At 45.4% G+C, this 25,391-nt stretch carries 19 protein-coding genes, 2 tRNA genes and 2 rRNA genes; 3 read left to right on the top strand and 20 right to left on the bottom strand.

From position 1 onward, the window contains the following. Positions 1-20: 20 nt before the first annotated feature. The 8 genes from Xsze_RS08155 to pepQ all read right to left on the bottom strand — a co-directional run bounded on the left by Xsze_RS08155 (position 21) and on the right by pepQ (position 9,418). Positions 21-2,930, bottom strand: a 23S ribosomal RNA gene (locus tag Xsze_RS08155). 178 nt (positions 2,931-3,108) lie between these two features. Continuing rightward, positions 3,109-3,184: transfer RNA gene (locus Xsze_RS08150), tRNA-Ala, on the bottom strand. A gap of 106 nt (positions 3,185-3,290) precedes the next feature. After that, positions 3,291-3,367, bottom strand: a tRNA-Ile gene (locus Xsze_RS08145). A gap of 73 nt (positions 3,368-3,440) precedes the next feature. Then, positions 3,441-4,983, bottom strand: a 16S ribosomal RNA gene (locus Xsze_RS08140). The 16S and 23S rRNA genes sit together here with 2 tRNA genes alongside, the layout of an rRNA operon. Before the next feature lie 391 nt (positions 4,984-5,374). Next, entirely contained in the window at positions 5,375-5,917 is a 543-nt protein-coding gene (gene hemG, locus Xsze_RS08130; RefSeq protein WP_038235492.1) for a menaquinone-dependent protoporphyrinogen IX dehydrogenase, read from the bottom strand. Positions 5,918-5,983: 66 nt separating this feature from the next. Continuing rightward, positions 5,984-7,435: a Trk system potassium transporter TrkH gene (gene trkH, locus Xsze_RS08125; protein ID WP_038235495.1), complete on the bottom strand. Its 1,452-nt coding sequence runs from the start codon at positions 7,433-7,435 to the stop codon at positions 5,984-5,986. A gap of 37 nt (positions 7,436-7,472) precedes the next feature. Beyond that, positions 7,473-8,084, bottom strand: coding sequence for an IMPACT family protein (locus tag Xsze_RS08120; RefSeq protein WP_038235498.1), 612 nt, complete (start codon positions 8,082-8,084; stop codon positions 7,473-7,475). Then, positions 8,084-9,418 (bottom strand): Xaa-Pro dipeptidase, encoded by a 1,335-nt coding sequence (pepQ, locus tag Xsze_RS08115; RefSeq protein WP_038235500.1) that lies wholly within the window; start codon positions 9,416-9,418, stop codon positions 8,084-8,086. Before pepQ ends, Xsze_RS08120 begins: the two co-directional genes overlap by 1 nt. Before the next feature lie 274 nt (positions 9,419-9,692). Here pepQ and fadB point away from each other — a divergent pair, with 274 nt between their 5' ends. Both fadB and fadA read left to right on the top strand, forming a co-directional pair. Then, positions 9,693-11,879 carry a fatty acid oxidation complex subunit alpha FadB gene (fadB, locus tag Xsze_RS08110; protein ID WP_038235502.1) on the top strand — a complete coding sequence of 729 codons (2,187 nt, stop codon included), beginning with the start codon at positions 9,693-9,695 and terminating at the stop codon, positions 11,877-11,879. A gap of 11 nt (positions 11,880-11,890) precedes the next feature. Beyond that, positions 11,891-13,054 (top strand): acetyl-CoA C-acyltransferase FadA, encoded by a 1,164-nt coding sequence (fadA, locus tag Xsze_RS08105; protein ID WP_038235640.1) that lies wholly within the window; start codon positions 11,891-11,893, stop codon positions 13,052-13,054. 184 nt (positions 13,055-13,238) lie between these two features. On the opposite strand, the gene fre is transcribed toward fadA, so the two are convergent. Continuing rightward, positions 13,239-13,940 (bottom strand): NAD(P)H-flavin reductase, encoded by a 702-nt coding sequence (fre, locus tag Xsze_RS08100; protein ID WP_038235504.1) that lies wholly within the window; start codon positions 13,938-13,940, stop codon positions 13,239-13,241. Between the two features lie 10 nt (positions 13,941-13,950). Further along, positions 13,951-15,423, bottom strand: a complete 1,473-nt coding sequence (ubiD, locus tag Xsze_RS08095) for a 4-hydroxy-3-polyprenylbenzoate decarboxylase (protein WP_038235506.1) — start codon at positions 15,421-15,423, stop codon at positions 13,951-13,953. Between the two features lie 361 nt (positions 15,424-15,784). On the opposite strand from ubiD, the gene rfaH reads away from it, so the two are divergent. Then, positions 15,785-16,273: a transcription/translation regulatory transformer protein RfaH gene (rfaH, locus tag Xsze_RS08090; protein ID WP_038235509.1), complete on the top strand. Its 489-nt coding sequence runs from the start codon at positions 15,785-15,787 to the stop codon at positions 16,271-16,273. Between the two features lie 59 nt (positions 16,274-16,332). Here rfaH and hemB read toward each other — a convergent pair whose 3' ends face one another. From hemB to Xsze_RS08040, 10 genes are all read right to left on the bottom strand, one after another. Then, positions 16,333-17,349, bottom strand: a complete 1,017-nt coding sequence (gene hemB / locus Xsze_RS08085) for a porphobilinogen synthase (protein WP_038235511.1) — start codon at positions 17,347-17,349, stop codon at positions 16,333-16,335. 120 nt (positions 17,350-17,469) lie between these two features. After that, on the bottom strand, positions 17,470-18,252 hold the full coding sequence (gene tatC, locus Xsze_RS08080; protein WP_038235513.1) for a Sec-independent protein translocase subunit TatC: 783 nt from the start codon (positions 18,250-18,252) through the stop codon (positions 17,470-17,472). Between the two features lie 3 nt (positions 18,253-18,255). After that, complete coding sequence (gene tatB / locus Xsze_RS08075) at positions 18,256-18,741, bottom strand: Sec-independent protein translocase protein TatB (protein ID WP_038235515.1); 486 nt, start codon at positions 18,739-18,741, stop codon at positions 18,256-18,258. A 3-nt stretch (positions 18,742-18,744) separates the two neighbouring features. Next, positions 18,745-19,005 (bottom strand): twin-arginine translocase TatA/TatE family subunit, encoded by a 261-nt coding sequence (gene tatA / locus Xsze_RS08070; protein ID WP_038235518.1) that lies wholly within the window; start codon positions 19,003-19,005, stop codon positions 18,745-18,747. A gap of 158 nt (positions 19,006-19,163) precedes the next feature. Then, entirely contained in the window at positions 19,164-20,798 is a 1,635-nt protein-coding gene (gene ubiB / locus Xsze_RS08065) for a ubiquinone biosynthesis regulatory protein kinase UbiB (protein ID WP_038235521.1), read from the bottom strand. Then, positions 20,785-21,453: a ubiquinone biosynthesis accessory factor UbiJ gene (locus tag Xsze_RS08060; RefSeq protein ID WP_051462315.1), complete on the bottom strand. Its 669-nt coding sequence runs from the start codon at positions 21,451-21,453 to the stop codon at positions 20,785-20,787. Before Xsze_RS08060 ends, ubiB begins: the two co-directional genes overlap by 14 nt. 1 nt (position 21,454) lies before the next feature. Further along, positions 21,455-22,210 (bottom strand): bifunctional demethylmenaquinone methyltransferase/2-methoxy-6-polyprenyl-1,4-benzoquinol methylase UbiE, encoded by a 756-nt coding sequence (gene ubiE, locus Xsze_RS08055; protein ID WP_038235523.1) that lies wholly within the window; start codon positions 22,208-22,210, stop codon positions 21,455-21,457. A 74-nt stretch (positions 22,211-22,284) separates the two neighbouring features. Further along, positions 22,285-23,640, bottom strand: coding sequence for a DNA recombination protein RmuC (gene rmuC / locus Xsze_RS08050; protein WP_099139112.1), 1,356 nt, complete (start codon positions 23,638-23,640; stop codon positions 22,285-22,287). 151 nt (positions 23,641-23,791) lie between these two features. Beyond that, positions 23,792-24,322: a DedA family protein gene (locus Xsze_RS08045; protein ID WP_038235525.1), complete on the bottom strand. Its 531-nt coding sequence runs from the start codon at positions 24,320-24,322 to the stop codon at positions 23,792-23,794. A 76-nt stretch (positions 24,323-24,398) separates the two neighbouring features. Beyond that, positions 24,399-25,181, bottom strand: coding sequence for a tyrosine-protein phosphatase (locus Xsze_RS08040; protein ID WP_038235527.1), 783 nt, complete (start codon positions 25,179-25,181; stop codon positions 24,399-24,401). Between the last annotated feature and the right edge of the window lie 210 nt (positions 25,182-25,391).

The following is a 25,391-nucleotide window of genomic DNA, read 5'->3' as shown; positions in this document are numbered from 1 at the left end:
CAAAACACCTTCGGTGTTGTCAGGTTAAGCCGCACGGTTCATTAGTACTGGTTAGCTCAACGTCTCGCAACGCTTACACACCCAGCCTATCCACGTCCTCGTCTCGAACGTTCCTTTAGGACTCTCAAGGAGTCAGGGAAGACTCATCTCAAGGCAAGTTTCCCGCTTAGATGCTTTCAGCGGTTATCTCTTCCGCACGTAGCTACCGGGCAATGCCATTGGCATGACAACCCGAACACCAGTGGTGCGTCCACTCCGGTCCTCTCGTACTAGGAGCAGCCCCTTTCAATCTTCCAACGCCCACGGCAGATAGGGACCGAACTGTCTCACGACGTTCTAAACCCAGCTCGCGTACCACTTTAAACGGCGAACAGCCGTACCCTTGGGACCTACTTCAGCCCCAGGATGTGATGAGCCGACATCGAGGTGCCAAACACCGCCGTCGATATGAACTCTTGGGCGGTATCAGCCTGTTATCCCCGGAGTACCTTTTATCCGTTGAGCGATGGCCCTTCCATTCAGAACCACCGGATCACTAAGACCTACTTTCGTACCTGCTCGAGCCGTCACTCTCGCAGTCAAGCTAGCTTATGCCTTTGCACTAACCTCACGATGTCCGACCGTGATTAGCTAACCTTCGTGCTCCTCCGTTACGCTTTGGGAGGAGACCGCCCCAGTCAAACTACCCACCAGACACTGTCCGCGACCCGGATAACGGGCCGACGTTAGAACATCAAACATTCAAGGGTGGTATTTCAAGGATGGCTCCATGCAGACTGGCGTCCGCACTTCCGGGCCTCCCACCTATCCTACACATCAAGGCTCAAGGTTCAGTGTCAAGCTATAGTAAAGGTTCACGGGGTCTTTCCGTCTTGCCGCGGGTACACTGCATCTTCACAGCGAGTTCAATTTCACTGAGTCTCGGGTGGAGACAGCCTGGCCATCATTACGCCATTCGTGCAGGTCGGAACTTACCCGACAAGGAATTTCGCTACCTTAGGACCGTTATAGTTACGGCCGCCGTTTACTGGGGCTTCGATCAAGAGCGTCGCGTTGCCGCTAACCCCATCAATTAACCTTCCAGCACCGGGCAGGCGTCACACCGTATACGTCCACTTTCGTGTTTGCACAGTGCTGTGTTTTTATTAAACAGTTGCAGCCAGCTGGTATCTGCGACTGGCCTCGGCTCCGGGAGCAAGTCCCTTCACCTGACGCCAGCGTGCCTTCTCCCGAAGTTACGGCACCATTTTGCCTAGTTCCTTCACCCGAGTTCTCTCAAGCGCCTGAGTATTCTCTACCTGACCACCTGTGTCGGTTTGGGGTACGATTCAATGTTACCTGGAGCTTAGAGGCTTTTCCTGGAAGCAGGGCATCAACCACTTCAGCACCGTAGTGCCTCGTCATCACGCCTCAGTGTTATTGGCCGTCCGGATTTACCAAGACGCCCCACCTACACGCTTAAACCGGGACAAACCGTCGCCCGGCTGGCCTAGCCTTCTCCGTCCCCCCTTCGCAGTAACACCGAGTACAGGAATATTAACCTGTTTCCCATCGACTACGCCTTTCGGCCTCGCCTTAGGGGTCGACTCACCCTGCCCCGATTAACGTTGGACAGGAACCCTTGGTCTTCCGGCGAGCGGGTTTTTCACCCGCTTTATCGTTACTTATGTCAGCATTCGCACTTCTGATACCTCCAGCGGCCCTCACAGGCCACCTTCAACGGCTTACAGAACGCTCCCCTACCCAACAACACAAACGTGTCGCTGCCGCAGCTTCGGTGCATGGTTTAGCCCCGTTACATCTTCCGCGCAGGCCGACTCGACCAGTGAGCTATTACGCTTTCTTTAAATGATGGCTGCTTCTAAGCCAACATCCTGGCTGTCTGAGCCTTCCCACTTCGTTTCCCACTTAACCATGACTTGGGGACCTTAGCTGGCGGTCTGGGTTGTTTCCCTCTTCACGACGGACGTTAGCACCCGCCGTGTGTCTCCCGTGATAACATTCTTCGGTATTCGCAGTTTGCATCGGGTTGGTAAGTCGGGATGACCCCCTAGCCGAAACAGTGCTCTACCCCCGAAGATGAATTCACGAGGCGCTACCTAAATAGCTTTCGGGGAGAACCAGCTATCTCCCGGTTTGATTGGCCTTTCACCCCCAGCCACAAGTCATCCGCTAATTTTTCAACATTAGTCGGTTCGGTCCTCCAGTTAGTGTTACCCAACCTTCAACCTGCCCATGGCTAGATCACCGGGTTTCGGGTCTATACCCTGCAACTTAACGCCCAGTTAAGACTCGGTTTCCCTGCGGCTCCCCTATGCGGTTAACCTTGCTACAGAATATAAGTCGCTGACCCATTATACAAAAGGTACGCAGTCACACCCACAAGGGGTGCTCCCACTGCTTGTACGTACACGGTTTCAGGTTCTCTTTCACTCCCCTCGCCGGGGTTCTTTTCGCCTTTCCCTCACGGTACTGGTTCACTATCGGTCAGTCAGGAGTATTTAGCCTTGGAGGATGGTCCCCCCATGTTCAGACAGGATACCACGTGTCCCGCCCTACTCATCGAACTCCCGGCCTGTGCATCTTCGTGTACGGGGCTATCACCCTTTACTGCACGCCTTTCCAGGCGTTTCCACTGACACACAAGCCGTTGCTGGTTCTGGGCTCCTCCCCGTTCGCTCGCCGCTACTGGGGGAATCTCGGTTGATTTCTTTTCCTCGGGGTACTGAGATGTTTCAGTTCCCCCGGTTCGCCTCGCTTGACTATGAATTCATCAAACGATAGTGCAACGGATTGCACTGGGTTTCCCCATTCGGACATCGCCGGCTATAGCGGTTCATATCACCTTACCGGCGCTTTTCGCAGATTAGCACGTCCTTCATCGCCTCTGACTGCCTAGGCATCCACCGTGTACGCTTAGTCGCTTAACCTCACAACCCGAAGGTGTCTTCAGGTTGGAGTCTATTGAGAGACTCATCAGTCTTACCGTCGCTGACGATAAGCTGATTGTTTCAAATTTTCAGCTTGTTCCAGATTGTTAAAGAGCAAATATGTCACAACACACTCATGTCAATGTGTTCTGAGATACGTTATTGCAGACGAAGAGTATGGTGGAGCTAAGCGGGATCGAACCGCTGACCTCCTGCGTGCAAGGCAGGCGCTCTCCCAGCTGAGCTATAGCCCCATAAATTCCGTATCGTGATGCACAGCAATCTTATTTAGACCAGGCATAAACGGGCGACGCTTATTGAAATAAGCGAGTCTGTTTATAACGCCGGATAAATGAGATTTGGTAGGCCTGAGTGGACTTGAACCACCGACCTCACCCTTATCAGGGGTGCGCTCTAACCACCTGAGCTACAAGCCTATGCCGATACCGTCTCTTCATTCTTTCATCAGACAATCTGTGTGGGCACTGCACAAAATCCACTATCTTTAGGTAAGGAGGTGATCCAACCGCAGGTTCCCCTACGGTTACCTTGTTACGACTTCACCCCAGTCATGAATCACAAAGTGGTAAGCGCCCTCCCGAAGGTTAAGCTACCTACTTCTTTTGCAACCCACTCCCATGGTGTGACGGGCGGTGTGTACAAGGCCCGGGAACGTATTCACCGTAGCATTCTGATCTACGATTACTAGCGATTCCGACTTCATGGAGTCGAGTTGCAGACTCCAATCCGGACTACGACAGACTTTATGAGTTCCGCTTGCTCTCGCGAGGTCGCTTCTCTTTGTATCTGCCATTGTAGCACGTGTGTAGCCCTACTCGTAAGGGCCATGATGACTTGACGTCATCCCCACCTTCCTCCGGTTTATCACCGGCAGTCTCCCTTGAGTTCCCACCATCACGTGCTGGCAACAAAGGATAAGGGTTGCGCTCGTTGCGGGACTTAACCCAACATTTCACAACACGAGCTGACGACAGCCATGCAGCACCTGTCTCACGGTTCCCGAAGGCACTTCAGCATCTCTGCCAAATTCCGTGGATGTCAAGAGTAGGTAAGGTTCTTCGCGTTGCATCGAATTAAACCACATGCTCCACCGCTTGTGCGGGCCCCCGTCAATTCATTTGAGTTTTAATCTTGCGACCGTACTCCCCAGGCGGTCGATTTAACGCGTTAGCTCCGGAAGCCACGCCTCAGGGGCACAACCTCCAAATCGACATCGTTTACAGCGTGGACTACCAGGGTATCTAATCCTGTTTGCTCCCCACGCTTTCGCACCTGAGCGTCAGTCTTCGTCCAGGGGGCCGCCTTCGCCACCGGTATTCCTCCACATCTCTACGCATTTCACCGCTACACGTGGAATTCTACCCCCCTCTACGAGACTCTAGCCAACCAGTCTTAGATGCCGTTCCCGGGTTAAGCCCGGGGATTTCACATCTAACTTAATTGACCGCCTGCGTGCGCTTTACGCCCAGTAATTCCGATTAACGCTTGCACCCTCCGTATTACCGCGGCTGCTGGCACGGAGTTAGCCGGTGCTTCTTCTGCGGGTAACGTCAATCGTAAGCCGTATTCAGACTTACGCCTTCCTCCCCGCTGAAAGTACTTTACAACCCGAAGGCCTTCTTCATACACGCGGCATGGCTGCATCAGGCTTGCGCCCATTGTGCAATATTCCCCACTGCTGCCTCCCGTAGGAGTCTGGGCCGTGTCTCAGTCCCAGTGTGGCTGGTCATCCTCTCAGACCAGCTAGGGATCGTCGCCTAGGTGGGCCATTACCCCGCCTACTAGCTAATCCCATCTGGGTTCATCCGATGGCGTGAGGCCCGAAGGTCCCCCACTTTGCTCCCAAGAGGTCATGCGGTATTAGCCACCGTTTCCAGTGGTTATCCCCCTCCATCGGGCAGATCCCCAGACATTACTCACCCGTCCGCCGCTCGCCGGCAAAGAAGCACGCTTCTTCCCGCTGCCGCTCGACTTGCATGTGTTAGGCCTGCCGCCAGCGTTCAATCTGAGCCATGATCAAACTCTTCAATTAAAAGCGTTTGATGCTCAAAGAATTATACTGTTAGTTCGTAATGAATTAACTGTTGTTCACTCTTCAAGACTTTAATCTTTCCGCCTTTCGGCGTTTGATAGTGTCCTGCGAGTGCCCACACAGATTGTCTGATTCAGTTGTTAAAGAGCGGGGCAACCGGGAAGGCTCTTCCGGGTTGCGAGGCTGCGTATCTTACGCCTTTCGCCTCCAGAGTCAAGCGTTTATTTTCGCTTTTCTCTCACTTCCCTCGGCGGCATGTCTCAGCTCAGCGTCGGTCAGTGGTGGCGCATTATAGGGCGTTTTCTGAGACTGGCAATAGTTTTTTTGAATTTTATTTTCGTTCGTCTTTTTTTCACCCAAAAAGACGTAATAACCGACAAAAAGACCATTTTTAAAGCGCATTATCATGTGAAGTTTGCAAAAATGACTCAGAAAAACAATCGACCTGCTCCCAATCGGTATATTCAATTTCTTTTGTCGTGTCTGTTTCCCCCCCAGTCATCCTCATAATGAATTGAATCATTATACGATCCAGCCAGCGATAGCGAGGATAAAGCAATGCTCCCGCAAAAACGCCGCATAAATCAGGCTGCCACGGGCTTTTTATCAAAAACTTATGTACGTAGGCATTCGTTTCTGGCGTTCTTTTATCTGGTTTTCTCGCTGTTAAATTAACGCCAAAAAAGGCTGTCGGCATTTGCGCTAACTGTTTTTGATGACGAGTAACGAACTTATACAATACAGAATTGAAATGACCATAGCGTATTGATGCCCCAATCATCACCTTTTGATAAGACGCCAGATTGATTTGTTTCACTGTCGAAAGATCTCTTAAATCACATTCAATGCCCGCCCGGCGAACATTATCTGCAATGCGTGTAATTATTTTTTTGGTTTGCCCATCTTGAGTGGAATAGAGCAATAAGTAACTCATAGATACACCTTTAGTTAAAACAGCAAACTATGTACATAACTCAGCAAACAACAACTTGTACTGTCATTATTCACGCCAGAAAGTTGGGGTAAATAAAACTAATAGTGTGAATACTTCCAAACGCCCGAATAACATAGTGACAACCAAGATCCATTTTGCTGTTGGGTTCATGGTTGTAAAGTTATCAGCAACCGCGCCCAATCCAGGGCCGAGATTATTCAACGTTGCAGCAATGGCAGAAAAAGCAGAGAACTCATCTACCCCTGTGGCAATGAGTAACAGCATACTAATGACAAAAACCAAGGCATAAGCGGAAAAGAATCCCCACACGGCTTCAATAATCCGTTCTGGCAATGCCCTATTTCCCAATTTTATGGTGTATACCGCATTCGGATGCACCAGACGCTTTAATTCACGGGAACCTTGCAAGAACAGTAACAAGATGCGGATAACTTTCAGCCCTCCACCTGTCGAACCGGCACATCCACCAATGAATGCGGAACATAACAACAGAAAAGGCAAGAAAAGAGGCCAACCGGCAAAGCTGTCAGTTGTAAATCCTGCGGTTGTTGCCATCGAGACAACTTGAAAAAAGGCGTGATTCAATGCGTTTAGTTCTGACTCATAAACAGAATGTTGCCACAGTATCAGTACACAGACGATCAGCAACGCCAACTGAATAGTGATGAACATGCGAAATTCAGGGTCACGCCAATAGACTTTTAGGCTTCTTCCTGAAAGCACGGCAAAGTGCAAGCCAAAATTGCAACCTGAGATCAATAAGAAAACAGCAATAATCGTATTAATCGCCGGACTATTGAAAAAACCAATGCTTGCATCATGAGTGGAAAAGCCACCAATGGCGATAGTCGAAAAGCTGTGAGAAATCGCATCAAAGACAGACATTCCTGCGGCCCACAGTGCTATTGCACAAGCGATGGTCAGCAAAACATAAATAAGCCAAAGAGTCTTAGCGGTTTCTGCAATACGGGGACGCATCTTATTATCCTTCAATGGTCCCGGCATTTCGGCCCGATAAAGCTGCATACCACCGACACCAAGCAAAGGCAGGATCGCTACGGCCAGAACAATAATTCCCATTCCGCCCAACCATTGCAGCATTTGTCGATAAAAAAGAATAGCTTTAGGAAGCGAATCAAGCCCAACCAGAGTCGTAGCTCCTGTTGTCGTTAGACCTGAGAATGATTCAAAAAAAGCATCAGTGATTGAAAGGTTAGGTTTTTCAGAGAAAATAAAAGGCAACGCCCCGACACTGCCGAGCACTGTCCAAAACAAAACAACAATCAAAAAGCCTTCTTTGGGTTTAAGATCATATTTTTGTTCTCGGTTGGGAAGCCATAATATTAATCCGATAACGAGAGCAAAGATAAACGTCTGGCTGAATGCTTTGCCTGCACCGTCACGATAAATCAATGCCACTAATCCCGGAATAATCATTGTGACAGAGAAAAGAATAACGAGTAACCCAACAATGCGGGTAATGGCACGAAAATGCATTCGGCTGGTTCCTTAGAAATCCGGTATGACAAAATAATTATGATTTTGGTGTTAAAAACAAAGCACCACGACTTAAGTCCCTTAATTTATCACCGATTTCTTCCACAAGGGTAGCTGGCAGTGACACTTGCAACGTGACATTTTCCGCATAATCGCTGGCAATCACTTGCCCCGCAAATTGTTGCAACAACTGTTCCACCATCGAAATATGTGCATACTCACACTGTAGCTGGTACAACTTCTGCGGCACTTTATATTCAGTCTCCAATAACTTCAGCGCTTGTTGTACTCCATTACCATATGCTTTTACCAACCCCCCTGTACCCAGCTTTATACCGCCAAAATAACGGACTGACACCGCTGTGATTTCGCCCAGCCCACTTCCCAGTAACTGAGCGATCATAGGTTTTCCCGCAGTTCCCGTTGGCTCGCCATCATCAGAAAAACCCAATTGTTGGGAATCATCCGGGGTCCCTGCGACAAAAGCCCAGCAATGATGCCTCGCATCGGGATATTGTTCTTTAATACGCTGAATAAACAGCTTAGCCTCATCCACCCCACTAGTATGTTCCAGCAGGGTGATAAAGCGACTCTTTTTTATTTCTTCAGTAAAGCTGACTGAAGCCGCAGGAATCAAATAAGGCTTCATTACGGTAATTGTAAATCTCTGGTCATATTTTCAATTTTTCCATCGTGTATTACGACGTTATCTTCGATACGAATACCGCCATAAAGTTTCAGCATATCGATTTTTTTCCAATCAAAATATTGTCGGTATTCACTTTCTCGCCAAGGTGCCAATAAGGTTTCAATGAAATAGAGCCCGGGTTCGATAGTCAAAACCATTCTTGGTTCCAGAATACGGGTACAACGCAGATAAGGATACATTTCAGGGGCCGCCAAGTGCGTTCCAGTATCATCCTGCATAAACCCAGCAGCATCATGGACTTGCAAACCAAGTGGATGCCCCAGCCCGTGTGGAAAGAAGGGGGTTGTCAATCCTTTCTCAACAATGCCTTCCTCGCTCATTCCATGAATAATGTTATGTTTTTTTAGCAACTTAGCTATGCGGTGATGCATGTTGATGTGATAGTCAGTATACCGATTCCCTACGCGAAGCATGCCGACAATCGCCTTCTGTTCTTCATTTAATTCCTTGATCAATGAAGAAAAATCGTTATTAGGTTTTGCAGCATAAGTTCTGGTTATATCTGCCGCATAGCCATTATATTCGGCACCGGCATCAATTAAGAAGCTACGAATCTCAGAAGGCACAGTCTGCCTTAATTTGGTGTAATGCAAAACTGCTGTATTTTCATTCAGGGCAACAATATTGTCATAAGGAACATCAGTGTCACGGTGCCCGGTTGCCATCAAATAGAACATGTTGATTTCGAATTCGCTAACACCGGACAAAAATGCATCATAAGCAGCCAAATGACCATTAACAGCTGTTTTTTGAGCTTCACGCATACACGCCAATTCGTAATCTGTTTTATATGAACGATGGTAATTCAAATAATCCAGAACGGATTTTGGATTAAGATGATGTTCACTGATCCCCAAAGATTTGGCTCGCTCAGTCTGCTCGCCTATATAAGCAGTATTCTGTTTTGCAAATCCATGTAGCTGTGCACTGATATCATCAGCGGTTTCCAAATGAATCAACTCTACTTCTTCGGTCCAGTAACTATTGGGTAATGTTTCTACGCTATGCCAGTAGTCTACCGGGGAATAAAACCAAAGCTTGGGTTTATTGACGCCATCGATCCATAACCAGCAATTTGGCACTTTGGTTACAGGGACCCAAGCTTTGAAGTGGGCATTTGCCCTGAAAGGATAATAGCTGTCATCAAGAAAAACGCGTAATGGCTCACCGGAGTGAATAAGCAGAGCATCAAGCTGGGTTCGTGCCAATATTTCACGAGCTCGTTTTTGTAGCATTTTAATATGTTCGTGGTACAGAAGTGCCAACTTTTCCATCTTAATTAGCCTTTTTATTTTTCTGGCAGGAAATCAAATATTACCACAATTCATTATTGAGGGTGATATTACGTGAAAAATCCCCCATCTAACGCTAAGCAATAATATTTATACTTTTCAAAAAGTTAATAAAAAACATTTTTCTATGTCACAAATATTACCTGTGATCCGCCCTACAAAAAATTAATCATTGATTTGCATTAAATTAACACAGTAATCACAATCAAGCTCATCTGGTCATACCAGATGGTATGCACTCATTGAGGAGAATGATATGCTCTACCTAAGTAACACTATTCAATTAAAATGGCTGAAAGATGGCATTGCAGAACTGATCTTCAATGCGCCAGCCTCAATTAACAAATTAGATACCAAAACTGTCGCTTCACTGGATGAAGCCGTTTCTGCCCTTGAGCAACAAACGGAATTGAAAGGGTTATTATTACGCTCTGAAAAACAAGCCTTCATTGTCGGCGCGGATATCACAGAATTTTTATCATTATTCAGTGCGCCAGCCGAAAAACTCCATGAGTTGCTGGATCTGGCTAACAATATTCTTAACCGCATTGAAGATCTTCCGGTTCCTACTATTTCCGCCATCAATGGTTATACATTGGGCGGTGGCTGTGAGGTCGCACTTTCAACTGATTTTCGTATTGCATCCCCTGATCTTCGCATTGGGCTACCAGAAACTAAATTAGGCATTATGCCCGGATTTGGTGGTTCAGTTCGCCTGCCACGCCTAATAGGAACAGATAATGCCCTCGAAATTATTTCTGCCGGCAAAGATATCAATGCCGAGGAAGCTCTGAAAAATGGTCTGGTTGATGCTGTTGTTTCCACAGAGAAACTGATTGATTCTGCTGTATCTATTCTGGAACAAGCTATTCGGGGTGATCTCGATTGGAAAGCTGCCCGCAAGCCAAAATTAATGCCACTCAATCTCAATGAGATTGAAAGGACCATGAGCTTTACCGTAGCCAAAGGCATGGTCATGAAGGTTGCGGGGCCTCATTATCCTGCCCCCATTACGGCTGTGAAAACTATCGAGAAAGCCGCTGTATTAGGGCGTGATGAAGCCCTGAAGTTAGAATCTGCCAGTTTCGTAACATTGGCCCATACGACCGCTGCCCGAGCGTTGGTCGGCATTTTCCTCAATGATCAATACATCAAGGGGCTGGCGAAAAAACATTTACAGACGGTTACAACACCTGAGCATGCTGCGGTTCTGGGTGCCGGAATTATGGGTGGAGGCATTGCCTACCAATCAGCGCGTAAAGGTGTGCCCATTCTAATGAAAGATATCAACCAGAAAGCGCTGGATTTAGGTATCAATGAAGCAGCTAAGTTACTGAATAAACAATTTGAGCGTGGTCGCTTGAATGCCTTGAAAATGGCAAAAATCCTGTCATCTATTCAACCAACGCTCAATTATGCAGGGATTGAACAATCTCAGGTTGTTGTCGAAGCTGTAGTTGAAAACCCCAAAATTAAAGCAGCCGTTCTGGCAGAAGCAGAATCTTATATCAGTGATGATTGCGTTTTAGCGTCCAATACATCCACAATTCCAATCACTGAATTGGCTAATTCGCTAAAGCGTCCAGAGAATTTCTGTGGCATGCATTTCTTCAACCCTGTACATCGTATGCCTCTGGTTGAAATTATCCGGGGAGAAAAAACATCGGATAAAACGATTTCAACTGTTGTCGCTTATGCCAGCAAAATGGGGAAAACCCCGATTGTCGTCAACGACTGCCCGGGTTTCTTTGTTAACCGTGTTCTTTTCCCTTATCTGGCTGGTTTCGGCATGTTGCTGCGTGATGGTGGTGATTTCCGTCAAATCGACAAAATTATGGAAAAAGAGTTTGGCTGGCCAATGGGTCCTGCTTATCTCATTGATGTTGTCGGCATCGACACCGCCCACCACGCACAAGCCGTTATGGCACAAGGTTTTCCGGACCGCATGGCGTGTGATTATCGGGATGCCATTGATGTGCTATTCGAAAATCAACGTTACGGTCAGAAAAATGGCGTTGGTTTCTACAAGTACACCCAAGATAAAAAGGGCAAACCGAAAAAAACTCAGGATGAGGCTGTCGATCAATTACTGGCAGATATCTGCAAAGCTCAACATGCTTTCACTGGCGAAGAAATCATTGCTCGCACTATGATCCCAATGATTAACGAAGTCGTTCGCTGTTTGGAAGAAGGCATTATTGCCAGCCCAGCAGAAGCCGATATGGCACTGGTTTACGGCTTAGGTTTCCCTCCGTTCCACGGTGGTGTTTTCCGCTATCTGGATACAATGGGTACAGCGGCCTATGTGAAAATGGCTGAAAATTATGCTCACTTGGGTGAACTCTATCACGTGCCGGCTGGCCTGAAAGCGAAATCCGAAAGCAATGAAAGTTACTACCCTGCACCAGCAGAACTTGCTGTTAAATCAGGTGAAAAAGCGTGAGGTCTGAAAACATGGAAAACGTAGTTATTATTGATGGTATCCGTACCCCAATGGGGCGCTCAAAAGGTGGTGTATTCCGTCAGGTCCGTGCCGAAGATCTCTCCGCACATCTGATGAAATCTTTATTCCAGCGCAATCCAACCCTTCAGCCTGAGCATATTGACGATATCTATTGGGGATGTGTACAGCAAACATTGGAGCAAGGATTCAATATCGCTCGTAACGCCGCGTTACTGGCTGGCATTCCTCATTCAGTTCCCTCAGTCACGGTTAACCGCCTGTGCGGTTCTTCCATGCAGGCACTGCATGACGGCGCCCGCATGATTATGACTGGTGACGCCAATATCGCTATGGTCGGGGGTGTCGAACACATGGGGCACGTTCCCATGACACATGGTGTCGACTTTCACCCTAAACTAAGCCGCAATGTTGCAAAAGCAGCGGGTGTTATGGGTTTAACAGCCGAGATGCTGGCCAAGATGCACGGCTTCAGCCGGGGAATGCAAGATGAATTCGCCCTGCGTTCTCATCAACGCGCAGCACAAGCGACTGAATCCAAAGCGTTCTCAGGTGAAATTGCCTCTATGTACGGGCATGATGCTGACGGAAATATGAAGCTTGTCGACTTTGATGAAGTCATTCGCCCTGATACCAACCTGAAAGATCTTGCTGCCCTGCGCCCTGTTTTCGATCCTGCCACTGGCAGTGTAACAGCGGGTAATTCCTCAGCACTTTCTGATGGCGCTTCCGCGATGCTGATCATGAGCGAAAGTAAGGCGAAAGAACTCGGGATGACACCTCGTGCCCGTATTCGCTCAATGGCAGTCGTAGGTTGTGATCCCTCAATTATGGGCTATGGTCCTGTCCCGGCAACACAAATAGCCTTGAAAAAAGCAGGGTTAAGTCTGGCTGATATCGGGATCATGGAGTTGAATGAAGCATTTGCTGCTCAATCCTTGGCTTGCATGAAAGGCCTTAATCTACTGGATAGCATGGATGACAGAATCAACTTAAATGGTGGCGCAATTGCGCTCGGTCATCCTCTGGGTTGCTCTGGTACTCGCATTACCACAACCCTGCTTAACCTGATGGAACGCAAGGACGTCCAGTTCGGTCTGGCGACCATGTGTATAGGGTTAGGTCAAGGCATTGCCACAATTATTGAGAGAGTATAGGTGTCGAGAGGTTAGCTATTGAGAGAACCTAAGCACTGAAAATATCTGATGACTGAAATTTACACATTTTTTCCCTTGTCTGTCTTATCTATTGCACCACTCTAATAAGTTGTTGCCGTAATTTCCCGCCTGTCAGGGGCGGGTTTTTTTATTTTTATCGTTTTATTTTTTACATAGAGCACGCTCAGATAAATTCAAACGCATCCCCATACATACGATCAATAGCTGCATTGCGTTCACTGCAAAATCTTTCTCGGGCAATTTTAGCCATCTCAAAGCGACCAGCAATGTAAATTTCATGGTTTTCTAAGCTTTCGAAATCTTCCAAGACCGCACTCAACACTGTCCCTGTTCTCCCTCTCCAGTGCTCATCAACCTGCTCAACAACAGGAACAACCGCTAAATTGGGATAACTTTCATTCAGCGCCTGTAATTCACCCAAATCATAAAGGTGCTGAAGCTCACGGCCTCCCCAATAAATTGAAATTTCGCGGTTAGGATTTTTTTCCAAAGCAGCCAATAAGATAGAGCGGGTATAAGAAAATCCCGTTCCTCCGGCAATCAATAGCATGGGGCCATCATTATCTTCACGTAACCATGCCTGACCATGAGGAATATCAATATCAATAACTTGTTCAGCCAAGATCCTGTCCATCACAGCCATTGCGTAAAGATTCAGTTCAGAAGCTCCAATGTGCAACTCAATCATCTGTTTCTCGGACGGCGGCGATGCCATAGAAAAAGGACGTTTATCCCTTTCATCCATCACCACCATCAAATATTGCCCAGCACGGAAAGAAAAAGGCGAATCAGGCAATAAACGAACCCGATAAACTGTATCTGTAATGGAGTCAACCGATGTTACTTTACAGCTTAGTATTGTCATGCGTTCCCTCTTATCGCTTAAAAATATCTAATTGATCCCAAATTTCATCGACACGGGTCCGAACTTCATCACTCATCACAATCGGACGCCCCCATTCCCTTTGTGTCTCTCCTGGCCACTTATTTGTTGCATCTAACCCCATTTTTGAGCCTAATCCTGAAACAGGTGATGCAAAATCAAGATAGTCAATGGGTGTATTTTCCATTAAGACAGTATCTCTTTGCGGGTCCATACGCGTTGTTATTGCCCAGATGACATCATTCCAGTCTCGGGCATTGATATCATCATCGCAGACAATAACAAATTTTGTGTACATAAACTGCCGTAAATACGACCAAACCCCCATCATCACTCTTTTGGCATGACCGGCATACTGCTTTTTCATCGTCACAACGGCAAGCCGATAAGAGCACCCTTCTGGCGGTAAGTAAAAGTCCACAATCTCTGGAAATTGTTTTTGTAATATTGGAACAAGTACTTCATTCAACGCAACGCCTAATACCGCGGGCTCATCGGGTGGGCGCCCGGTGTAAGTTGAATGATAAATGGCATCACGGCGCTGAGTAATGTGGGTAACTGTAAACACCGGAAACATATCTATCTCGTTGTAATAACCTGTATGGTCACCATACGGACCTTCCGGTGCCATTTCACCGGGCTCAATATACCCTTCCAGAATAATTTCTGCACTTGCAGGTACTTCAAGGTCATTAGAAATCGATTTAACCACTTCCGTTTTATGGCCGCGCAATAACCCCGCAAAAGCATATTCAGACAATGTATCCGGAATTGGCGTCACCGCGCCCAATATTGTGGCAGGATCAGCGCCCAACGCCACAGATACAGGAAAGCGTTCCCCCGAATGAGCCTGACACCATTCCTGGAAGTCAAGAGCACCACCTCGATGAGAAAGCCAACGCATGATAAGTTTATTTTTTCCTAAAACCTGTTGACGGTATATTCCCAAATTCTGGCGCTCTTTATTCGGCCCTTTTGTCACCGTCAATCCCCATGTAATCAAGGGGGCTGCGTCTTCTGGCCAACAATGCATAACGGGAATGCGGGTCAGATCCACGTCCTCCCCTTCCCAGATCTGTTCCTGACAAGGCGCAGAATTGAGGCGCTTAGTGGGCATATTCAAAACTTGCTTGAATTTTGGCAACTTATCGACCAAATCACGGAAGCCTTTTGGTGGCTCAGGCTCTTTAAGGAAAGCTAATAATTTGCCCACATCATGCAATAACTTAACATCATCCTGCCCCATTCCCATTGCAACCCGCTTAGGCGTTCCGAACAGGTTACACAATACCGGCATTGAATACCCCTTAGGATTCTCAAACAGTAAAGCTGGGCCACCGGCACGAAGAGTACGATCTGCGATTTCCGTCATTTCCAAATATGGATCAACTTCCATACTAATACGTTTTAATTCACCTAATTGTTCAAGTAAGGAAAGAAAGTCTCTTAGATCGCGGTATTTCATATAGTTCATTGTGCCGATTTTTAAGGGAGGAAGGACATTATAAGCTCTCTAATGAGGGTTACAAGGTAATCTCATAATTCACTGACGAATAACCTTAAGTAATGGATAACATAGAGCGAATATCACATAATACAAACATAAAGAATAATATTTGCATATATTCAACTTTACGTTATTAGTAATAAACTATCACTAAACGTAACAAAATATGTGATGTATCCACTATTTTCCGATGAAAACCAGGGGGAAAAACAAGTATTATTCATAAGTTATTCTTTAAAACAATTCTAGTCTTTATTAGTGATCCACTAGCTCTGGTTTTGCTATTCTTAAACGCTCTAAGTAATGGAGTCAGAATATTATGGGAAATTGGTATCTTCTCTACTGTAAACGTGGGCAAATCTCTCGAGCAATAGAAAACTTAGAGAGACAAAATGTTATTTGCCTGACACCTATAGCCAAAATTGAAAAAGTTGTCCGGGGTAAACGGACCACAATTTCTGAGCCATTGTTTCCCAATTATCTATTTGTAAATTTTGACCCCGAGGTTATTCATACCACAACGGTTAACTCAACCCGTGGCGTTAACCATTTTATTCGGTTCAGTACTTATCCTGCTGTTGTTCCTCAGACTCTCATTGACGAGTTAATGTCTGTGACAGAGCAGAAATATGTTGATCCTGAAACACCTGTTACCGGTGATACCGTGCTTATCACTGAAGGCATTTTTGAAGGCATCAAAGCTATTTACAATGAGCCAGATGGCGAAACACGTTCTATCCTCTTGTTAAATATCCTTAACAAGGAAGTCTCCAAAGCATTGGATAATAATCAGTTCACCAAGATTTAATCCAAAAAAACGGGCTTTAATGCCCGTTTTTACTCTATATATTATTTACATTCAGATTATTAATACTTTTGTTCATGCAGCCACTGTGCGACACGCTTGGCAAAATAGGTCAGAACACCATCTGCTCCCGCACGTTTGAAACATAATAAAGATTCCATAATTGCTGGCTGTTCTTTTAGCCAACCATTTTGAATAGCAGCCATGTGCATCGCATATTCACCAGAAACCTGATACGCAAAAGTTGGAACACCAAACGTCTCTTTTACCCGATGGATAACATCCAGATATGGCATACCGGGTTTCACCATGACACTGTCAGCACCTTCCTGCAAATCTTGGGCGATTTCCTGCAACGCTTCGTCACTATTTGCCGGGTCCATCTGATAAGTCATTTTATTGCCGCCTTTCAAATTACCGCTAGTGCCAATCGCATCCCTGAAGGGTCCATAGTAAGCAGAAGCATATTTGGCAGAATAAGCCATAATTTGGGTATTGATATAACCATCCGTTTCGAGCTGGTGACGAATAGCGCCAATACGGCCATCCATCATATCGCTTGGTGCAACAATCTCTGCGCCGGCTTCAGCATGGGATAATGCCTGTTTGACCAAGATATCCTTGGTAATGTCATTAACTACATAACCATCCTGATCGATCACACCATCCTGTCCATGAGTGGTGAACGGATCCAACGCCACATCCGTCAGAAGGCCCAATTCAGGCACTGCGTCTTTGAGAGCACGCACAGAGCGCTGAATCAAACCGTCTGGGTTATAAGCTTCTTTCGCATCCAATGATTTTTTATCTGCTTCAATGGCCGGAAACAAAGACAAAACAGGAATACCCAGTCGGGCAATCTCTTCAGCTTCTTTCAGCAAAAGATCGATTGTCAGACGATACACTCCTGGCATTGACGACACTTCCTGACGTTGATTGACACCTTCCATAACAAATACCGGATAGATCAAGTCATTGACAGTAAGTTGGTTTTCAGCAAATAAGCGGCGGGAAAAATCATGACGACGCACACGGCGCATACGGCGACCGGGAAATGTTCCCGGAAATACATAGCTCATGGGGCTCTCCTAATGTAAAACCCAGCATTATTGCTGGGTTAATAGCTATCGCTTATGGTCATGATGTTAACATCATCAATCAGTTCGCGATCATCATATATGGTAATTTCGAGTTATTTTTTAAGAATTGTCACTCGTATCACGGCCTGATTCATTTTCTGAATTGGCTGATTTTCGTTTACCCGATTTACCAATATAAAACTGGGAAAGTAAGATCCCCAGTTCAAATAACAGATACATGGGAACAGCCAACAATGTCTGAGAGAAAATATCTGGCGGAGTTAATAACATCCCTACCACGAATGTTCCGACCAAAATATAAGGGCGTTTTCTTTTCAAAGAATCCGGTGTCACGGCACCACTCCAGCACAGCAGAATAATGGCAATAGGCACTTCAAACGAAATACCAAAAGCCATAAATAACGCCATGACAAAACTCAGGTAATTACTGATATCCGTTGAGATAACAACCCCTGGGGGCACTGTATTGACAAAGAAGCCAAATGCAAGTGGAAAAACCACAAAATACGCAAATAGCATTCCCGAATAAAACAACACACTACTGGAAAACAGCAATGGCATGATCAAACGGCGTTCATGTTTATAGAGTGCCGGGGCAATAAATGCCCACACTTGATAAAGGATCACTGGTGCCGAAACAAAGACAGAAACCATGATAGTCAGCTTGATCGGTGTAAAAAAAGGTGATGCTACATCAGTTGCTATCATATTCGCACCTTTAGGTAACTGTTCCATTAAAGGTGCGGCAATCAGCCGATAAATGTCATTGGAAAAATAAACCAATGCCAAAAAAACGACCAAAATAGTTATTAAACTATTCAAAATCCGCTTACGCAGCTCAATCAGATGGCTGATAAGAGGTTGAGTATCATCCACGGACATGTTTTAGTGTTCGCTATTTGCTTGTTCGGAGGATCTTTTTTTCTGTTGCTCTGGTTTCGGTTGCTCTGGTATTGGAAGTTCTGAAACTGAGCATTCAGAAGCCGGTTGCTCCGATACTGAGTGTTTTACAGTTGGCGGTAATTCAGAAGAGTGAAAGTGTGTTTCATCTTCTTCTTCCATCTCATCAGGTTTTAACTGATAAGTATTTTTCAATGATTCTGCCGCTTCTCTTAGTTCGTCCATTGATGCCTTCAGTTCTGGAGATAGGGATTGCATATCAGCTTTTTCTTCCATTTTTTTCAGACTGTCCTGAAGTTCTTGCAATTTCAATTCCTGAGCAAGCTCATTCTGGACATTCGCCGCCAATGAGCGCAATACCCGAATCCACCCAGCAACAGTTTTGACTGCAATAGGCAAACGTTCTGGCCCCAGAACAACCAAGCCAATAACCAGTACCAGCAACAGTTCACTAAAACCAATGTCAAACACGGTTTATACCTGCTCTTTATTTTTGCTCTCTGACTTTTCAGACGATTCAACCGTAGGCTTTTCAGTGAGATTTTTAGGCTCAAAATCGGCATCATGGCTCATTTTTTCAGCCTGACTTGATTTGTCCTCTTTATCATCGCCTATTGCCTTTTTGAATCCTTTAATCGATTCCCCTAAATCTGAGCCAAGAGAACGAAGCTTATTGGTACCAAACAACAGTACGACAATAACAGCAATGATGAGTAATTGTGGAATGCTTATCATAATTTACCTTTATTCATAGTGAATGATAACGACCAATCGTTTCATTATAAACTACGCGTTTTATGTTCGAAAATACCGCAATCATACTAAGCACTGCGAATAAGCCATCTTTACCTATTTTTACCAGCATCTGTTGACTATATACAATCTAATCATTACTAACGCTTATTTAAATTGCGCCAACCGAATACCCACGATGCAAGCGCTGCTCCCATTAACCCCAACGACAAATGTTCCTGTTCTAAGGCGAAAAACAGACTGCCACAAATAAATAAAGTTGCTCCAATCCCAAGTAAATAGAGCGATTTACGTTGCTTAACCTGCTGGTCTTTGAACTGTTGTGATATTTGGTCAATACTGCTTTGCAAACGGCGATGTTGTTGAAGTGAGCCATATACCAATTCGGGAAGCTCTGGCAATTTTTCTGCCCAATAAGGTGCTTTTTCTTTGAATGCGCGAATAATTGCAGGTAACCCAACCTGCTCATGCAGCCAATCTTCCAGAAAAGGTTTCGCTGTTTTCCACAAATCAAGTTGAGGATAAAGCTGTCGACCCAAGCCTTCAACATACAGTAATGTCTTCTGGAGTAAAACTAACTGAGGTTGTACAGTCATATTAAAACGGCGGGCCGTATTGAAAAGATTCAATAAAACATGCCCAAATGAGATCTCAGCCAATGGTTTTTCAAAGATTGGCTCACAAACCGTCCGGATGGCGAATTCAAAATCCTCTACATTGGTATCAGCGGGCACCCAACCTGAATCGACATGAAGCTCAGCCACTCGTCGGTAATCGCGATTGAAAAAAGCAATAAAATTTTCAGCCAAATAGCGCTTATCGTCTTTATTCAAAGAGCCGACAATACCGTAATCGATCCCGATATAAGTTGGATTTTCCGGCGTTTCATAGCTGACGAAGATATTACCGGGATGCATATCCGCGTGGAAAAAACTGTCGCGAAAGACCTGAGTGAAAAAGACTTCAACACCACGCTCAGCCAACAGCTTCATATTCGTATTCTGAGCTTCTAAAGCTGCAATATCAGACACAGGGATACCATAAATGCGCTCCATCACCAATACATTTTCCCGACAATAATCAGGGTAAACCTCCGGGACATAGAGCACAGTGCTGCCTTCAAAATTCCTGCGCAATTGAATGGCATTTGCTGTTTCACGCAACAAATTCAGCTCATCAAGCAGTGTTTTCTCATATTCCCGCACAACTTCACGCGGGCGGAGGCGACGACCATCCGGCAATAAAGGAAGCAAATTTGCTAAACGATACATTAGCCGGATATCGGCTTTGATAATTGGCAAAATATCAGGACGAATGACTTTCAGGACAACTTGCTTACCATTCTCTTTCAAACGGGCGGTATGTACCTGAGCGATAGATGCTGAAGCCAACGGTTGCAGATCAAATTCCTCAAACCAGGTTTCTAAAGGCCCTTCCAATGCTTTTTCGATTGATTTTCTCGCCACAGCACCATCAAAAGCCACAACCCTATCCTGCAACATTGACAGCTGATCAGCAATTGCTGTAGGGAATAAGTCACGGCGGGTGGAAAGCATCTGACCAAACTTAATCCATACAGGACCCAGTTCTTGCAGAGCCAGACGCAAGCGTTCCCCGAGAGGCTTATCTTTATGTCGATTTGGTATCCAGAACAGAAGGTAACGCCCGACGCGCAAAGGCCATGTCAGGCGTATATTAGGAATCAACTCATCCAACCCATAGGAAAGAAAAACGCGGATGATAAAGTAAAGCCGCTTAATTTCACTGGGCGTCATATTTCCCCTCCAGTGCCTCCAGCCGTTTTTCTATCTGAGCCATTTTATTGGCAACTGCATCAACTTCTTCGCTGAAATAAGCCACTTCTAATACGTTGGGGGCCATTTTCCATTCTTCTGTCAATGATTCAACGAAGTCAGACTTCTTCTTGGCAATGGCATGACTGGCAAAACGGAAGCTTTTCTGCATCACCCGGCTAATGCCTTCTGCTGCAATATCACCAACATAAGGGGAAAGATAATGGGCAGGGTCCCATTCAGACATATCCAGTAAAGCAGACCATTGCTGAATAACCTGCATATCCCCTTCAATAACAATGTCACCGCGATTAATCAGCGTGGAAAGGCACTGACGATCCCGTAACTTGAGTAATGCAGGAAATGTTGTTTCCATTGAGCAATCTGCGATTTCTGACCATTGGCTCAAAATATCCACCCGATGCTCACTGAAAATCAGGACGAGTGGTGTTTCAAGCTCTTTCAGTTTGATGGACAGGGTTCTGCCCGCCAATCTCAAACGGGCGGGTTTTAATACAGTTTCCCGATACAGCAAGTGATTCAATACCGTCTCAAGAAAAGAGGTCAACACCGGAAACAAGATTTTGTCATTTGATATTGCACCATGGACACTATGGGTTGGTGAGGGATTTTCCATGTCAGAATTTAAACCCTTTGTGTAGGGCAACAATTCCCCCGGTCATATTATTATAAGAAACCTGGTCAAAACCCGCCTCTTCCATCATGCCTTTTAGGGTTTCCTGATCAGGGTGCATGCGGATAGATTCCGTCAGATAACGATAACTGTCTGCATCTTTGACAACCAATTGGCCGATCCGGGGTAAAACATGGAATGAATAAGCATCATAAACTTTGCTCAATGGTGCCAATACAGGTTTGGAGAACTCCAGTACCAACAAACGCCCACCCGGTTTAAGCACACGGTACATGGAACGAAGGGCTTTCTCTTTATCTGTAACATTGCGAAGACCAAATGAAATGGTGATACAGTCAAAATGATTATCAGGGAAAGGCAATTCTTCTGCATTGGCCTGAACATAACTGACATTGCCTACGATACCGATATCACGTAATTTTTCACGCCCGACTTTCAACATTGAGTCATTAATATCCGCTAAAACAACCTGACCATTTTCACCCACGATCCGGGAAAATTTTGCGGTCAGATCACCCGTTCCGCCGGCAAGGTCAAGGACCTTATGACCACGGCGGATACCACTGGCCTCAATGGTAAAGCGTTTCCAGATACGATGAATACCAAATGACATCAAATCATTCATCAAATCATATTTTGCAGCTACAGAGTGAAATACCTCTGCCACCATGTCTTTTTTTTCTTCTTTGGCTACAGTACGAAAACCAAAATCAGTGGTTTCTTTTGATTGATCTGCCATGTTACCTGCCCACTTTTTATTCAAAAAATTTATAACAAGTGTACCAGCCTTTCGGATAAAACCCTATCCGGACTTCACTCATTAACCTGCAACGATTGGAAAGATTTATCAATAACCTGTGAATCAATAGGGCGCTTCACGTCTACACCTAAATCACGAAACCCTTCAGCCTGACTGATCAAATTTCCGCGCCCTTCAACCAATTTTTTCATAGCGAAATGGTAACTTGCCTGTGCTTTGTTGAGGCTTTGCCCCAACCCTTGCATATCATCCACAAATAACCGCATTTTATCGTACATTCTGGCGGCATTATCCGCGATCAAACGCGCATTCTGGCTCTGGTATTCATAACGCCAAAGGTTGTTGATCGTACGAACCGCCACCAGCAGAGTAGATGGGCTCACCAGCATAATATTATGTTTCAATGCTTCATCCAATAATTCTGGCGCCTGATTGAGGGCCACCAGATAAGCGGGTTCTACTGGAATAAACATCAAAACATAGTCCAGAGATCGCAGGCCGGGCAGTTGCTGGTAATCTTTCCTGCTTAAACCACGAATATGCCCTTTTATCGAGTTAATATGTTCCTGTAATGCCTGTGCCTTCTGCTGTTTATCATCACTGTTGAAATAACGCTCATAAGCGATTAACGACATTTTGGCATCAATAATGACATCTTTTCCCTGCGGAAGGTGAACGATGACATCGGGCTGAAAACGTTCGCTCTTTTCTGTTTTAAGGCTGACTTGAGTATGAAATTCATGTCCCTCACGCAAACCGGAAGCTTCTAATACGCGAGCCAGAATCATTTCCCCCCAGTTTCCCTGTATCTTATTGTCCCCTTTCAGGGCATTGGTCAGATTGATGGCTTCTTTTGCCATCTGTGCATTCAGTTGCTGGAGATTACGGATTTCATGAGTCAGGGTATGGCGCTCACGCGCTTCCTGCCCAAAACTGTCCTGTACCTGACGACGAAAACCTTCCAGTTGTTCGCGGAATGGCATCAAGAGACTATTAAGATTTTGGCGATTATGTTCATCAACACGAAGGCGATTTTGTTCAAAAATCCGATTAGCGAGGCTTTCAAATTGAGTATTCAGGCGTTGTTCACTGTTGATCAATAAACGTTGTTTTTCATCCGCAGCCAGTCTGTTTTCTTCCAACCGAGTGCTCAACTCGCGTAACTCAGCCTCCTGAACGCTATTGATTTCTCGTTGAGCCAGCAACTCTTGATTTAACTGTTCACTTTCAGTCCGCCAATAGCGGGATTGCTCCAATTTTTCACGGTTAACGGCAAGCTGGCTATATAATTCACGCAATTCCTGCTCTTTTTGTCGAATTCTCTGGTGAACAGAAAGCCAGACGAAGATCCCTCCGCCCAGCAATCCACTCAGGCCACCAATCAACATATATAACCACTGGATATCCACCTATACATCCTCGCTGACTTCATTTCGGTAAACTATTTCAGCTCATGAGCTTTAATGTAAGTTAAATAGATGCTGTATAGATGTCCAGATTATTTAATAGGTTTCTTTCAGTTTGCAAAGCGGCTCGCAATTAGTTTATCCGCTTTACTTACTATCCCATCCATTCTGCTAACCAACGCAGGCCAAAAGCACCCGGCGCTAGAATACCAAATGCCCAAATCAGAGCTGAAGCAAAGTTGGCAAGCTGAAAATGGTGTTTTGGCATGGCGCAGATCCCGGCGACCAACGGCACAACCGCCCGCAGCGGGCCAAAGAATCGTCCAATGAAAACGCCCCAGACTCCCCAGCGCTCGAAAAAGCGATGACCCCGAACCAATGTTTGCGGATGGCGAGAAAGTGGCCACATAGTACCGACACTTTCTTTATAGTGGAAACCAAACCAGTAGGACAGCCAATCACCGAAGAAAGCGCCAGTAGCGGCCGCTATCCATATTGGCCAGAAATTCAGTCCGCTTTCACCAATTAATGCCCCTAATCCCAATAAGATGATCGTTGCAGGCAATAATAAAGAGATAAATGCCAGTGATTCACCAAATGCCAGTAAGAAAATGATGGGCATCGCCCAAGCTTCATGGTCTTTTACAAAGTTAACGATCTGTTCGATAATGTCATGCAGGCTCACATTAATCTTTCCCGTATTATCAATAGGATGTCACAGGTTAGCACCGATCAAATTAACCAATGCCAGCTTGATGTTTTTATTCAAGGAAATAAGATTGCAGCTTTTCGCGGGCAGCGATATCCAACCCGATATCTTTATCCAACCAAATATCCACGCTGCCATAGTGCTGATTGATGCTGTTTAATGCTGTCAGCAAGAACTCTTCTTTGACAGAATAAACATAAGCGAATTTTTCCACGATACTTTCACTCATGGTCTTCGCATATTCATTCAATAAAAAATCCCGATACGGTGCCAGTGTAATGTTTGTCAGCAAATAGTCTTCCATCACGGTATCTAAATCTGCGCCCAAAGCCAGCAAGACCAGCGCAGAACCTACCCCTGTCCTGTCTTTACCCACTGCACAATGTTGTACAATTCCTCCTTTTTCTGGTTGCAGCAGTAACTTTGCCAATGTCTTATAGGCGGAGTTGTTGATCGGAAGTAACTCGTATAAACGTGACATAAATACTTTTGCATCAAATTGCTCCAGTATTTCTTTATCTAATTTTTCCAGATTGGCATTCACTTCTTTCGAAAGCGGATTGGCCGGTGCATGGTGATAATGCGCGCCATTCCAGACCTGATCCGGTTTATAGATAACTTCACTGTTATCGCGATAATCAATGATTTGAAAAAGGTTTTGTTCCACCAGAAAAGTCTGATCATTTTCTGTCAATCCATCTAGCGAACCAGAACGAAATAACAAACCAGATTTAATTTTGGCGCCATTATTCAGTACCTTATTACCCAGATCACGAAAGTTAATGCCGCCACTCAAAGGAAGCAGGGAAGGATGGGATAGTAATGTTGTGGTCATAGTCACTCTTGTTGCGTTCAAAATATACCTGTCATTTTTCAAGTTTCAGCTTTAATTGGCTCTAACCTGAAATCTATGGGTATAAGACGTTATAGAAATAAATAATTATTGATCCAATGGGACCCCATTGAGAGTCATCAGCACAAATAGCTATTAGCACAAAACGTTATGACATTATCAGATTTTAGTATGAAAGGAAGAAAATATCGT

This window comes from Xenorhabdus szentirmaii DSM 16338, from assembly GCF_002632585.1.
GTDB lineage: Bacteria > Pseudomonadota > Gammaproteobacteria > Enterobacterales > Enterobacteriaceae > Xenorhabdus > Xenorhabdus szentirmaii.
This window is presented reverse-complemented; position numbering and strand designations above follow the sequence as displayed.

What these genes read in the sequence shown, in the direction of transcription:
- hemG (WP_038235492.1), bottom strand. Translation starts at nt 5,917, where the DNA reads ATGAGTTACTTATTGCTCTATTCCACTCAAGATGGGCAAACCAAAAAA.
- trkH (WP_038235495.1), bottom strand. Translation starts at nt 7,435, where the DNA reads ATGCATTTTCGTGCCATTACCCGCATTGTTGGGTTACTCGTTATTCTT.
- Xsze_RS08120 (WP_038235498.1), bottom strand. Translation starts at nt 8,084, where the DNA reads ATGAAGCCTTATTTGATTCCTGCGGCTTCAGTCAGCTTTACTGAAGAA.
- pepQ (WP_038235500.1), bottom strand. Translation starts at nt 9,418, where the DNA reads ATGGAAAAGTTGGCACTTCTGTACCACGAACATATTAAAATGCTACAA.
- fadB (WP_038235502.1), top strand. Translation starts at nt 9,693, where the DNA reads ATGCTCTACCTAAGTAACACTATTCAATTAAAATGGCTGAAAGATGGC.
- fadA (WP_038235640.1), top strand. Translation starts at nt 11,891, where the DNA reads ATGGAAAACGTAGTTATTATTGATGGTATCCGTACCCCAATGGGGCGC.
- fre (WP_038235504.1), bottom strand. Translation starts at nt 13,940, where the DNA reads ATGACAATACTAAGCTGTAAAGTAACATCGGTTGACTCCATTACAGAT.
- ubiD (WP_038235506.1), bottom strand. Translation starts at nt 15,423, where the DNA reads ATGAAATACCGCGATCTAAGAGACTTTCTTTCCTTACTTGAACAATTA.
- rfaH (WP_038235509.1), top strand. Translation starts at nt 15,785, where the DNA reads ATGGGAAATTGGTATCTTCTCTACTGTAAACGTGGGCAAATCTCTCGA.
- hemB (WP_038235511.1), bottom strand. Translation starts at nt 17,349, where the DNA reads ATGAGCTATGTATTTCCGGGAACATTTCCCGGTCGCCGTATGCGCCGT.
- tatC (WP_038235513.1), bottom strand. Translation starts at nt 18,252, where the DNA reads ATGTCCGTGGATGATACTCAACCTCTTATCAGCCATCTGATTGAGCTG.
- tatA (WP_038235518.1), bottom strand. Translation starts at nt 19,005, where the DNA reads ATGATAAGCATTCCACAATTACTCATCATTGCTGTTATTGTCGTACTG.
- ubiB (WP_038235521.1), bottom strand. Translation starts at nt 20,798, where the DNA reads ATGACGCCCAGTGAAATTAAGCGGCTTTACTTTATCATCCGCGTTTTT.
- Xsze_RS08060 (WP_051462315.1), bottom strand. Translation starts at nt 21,453, where the DNA reads ATGGAAAATCCCTCACCAACCCATAGTGTCCATGGTGCAATATCAAAT.
- ubiE (WP_038235523.1), bottom strand. Translation starts at nt 22,210, where the DNA reads ATGGCAGATCAATCAAAAGAAACCACTGATTTTGGTTTTCGTACTGTA.
- Xsze_RS08040 (WP_038235527.1), bottom strand. Translation starts at nt 25,181, where the DNA reads ATGACCACAACATTACTATCCCATCCTTCCCTGCTTCCTTTGAGTGGC.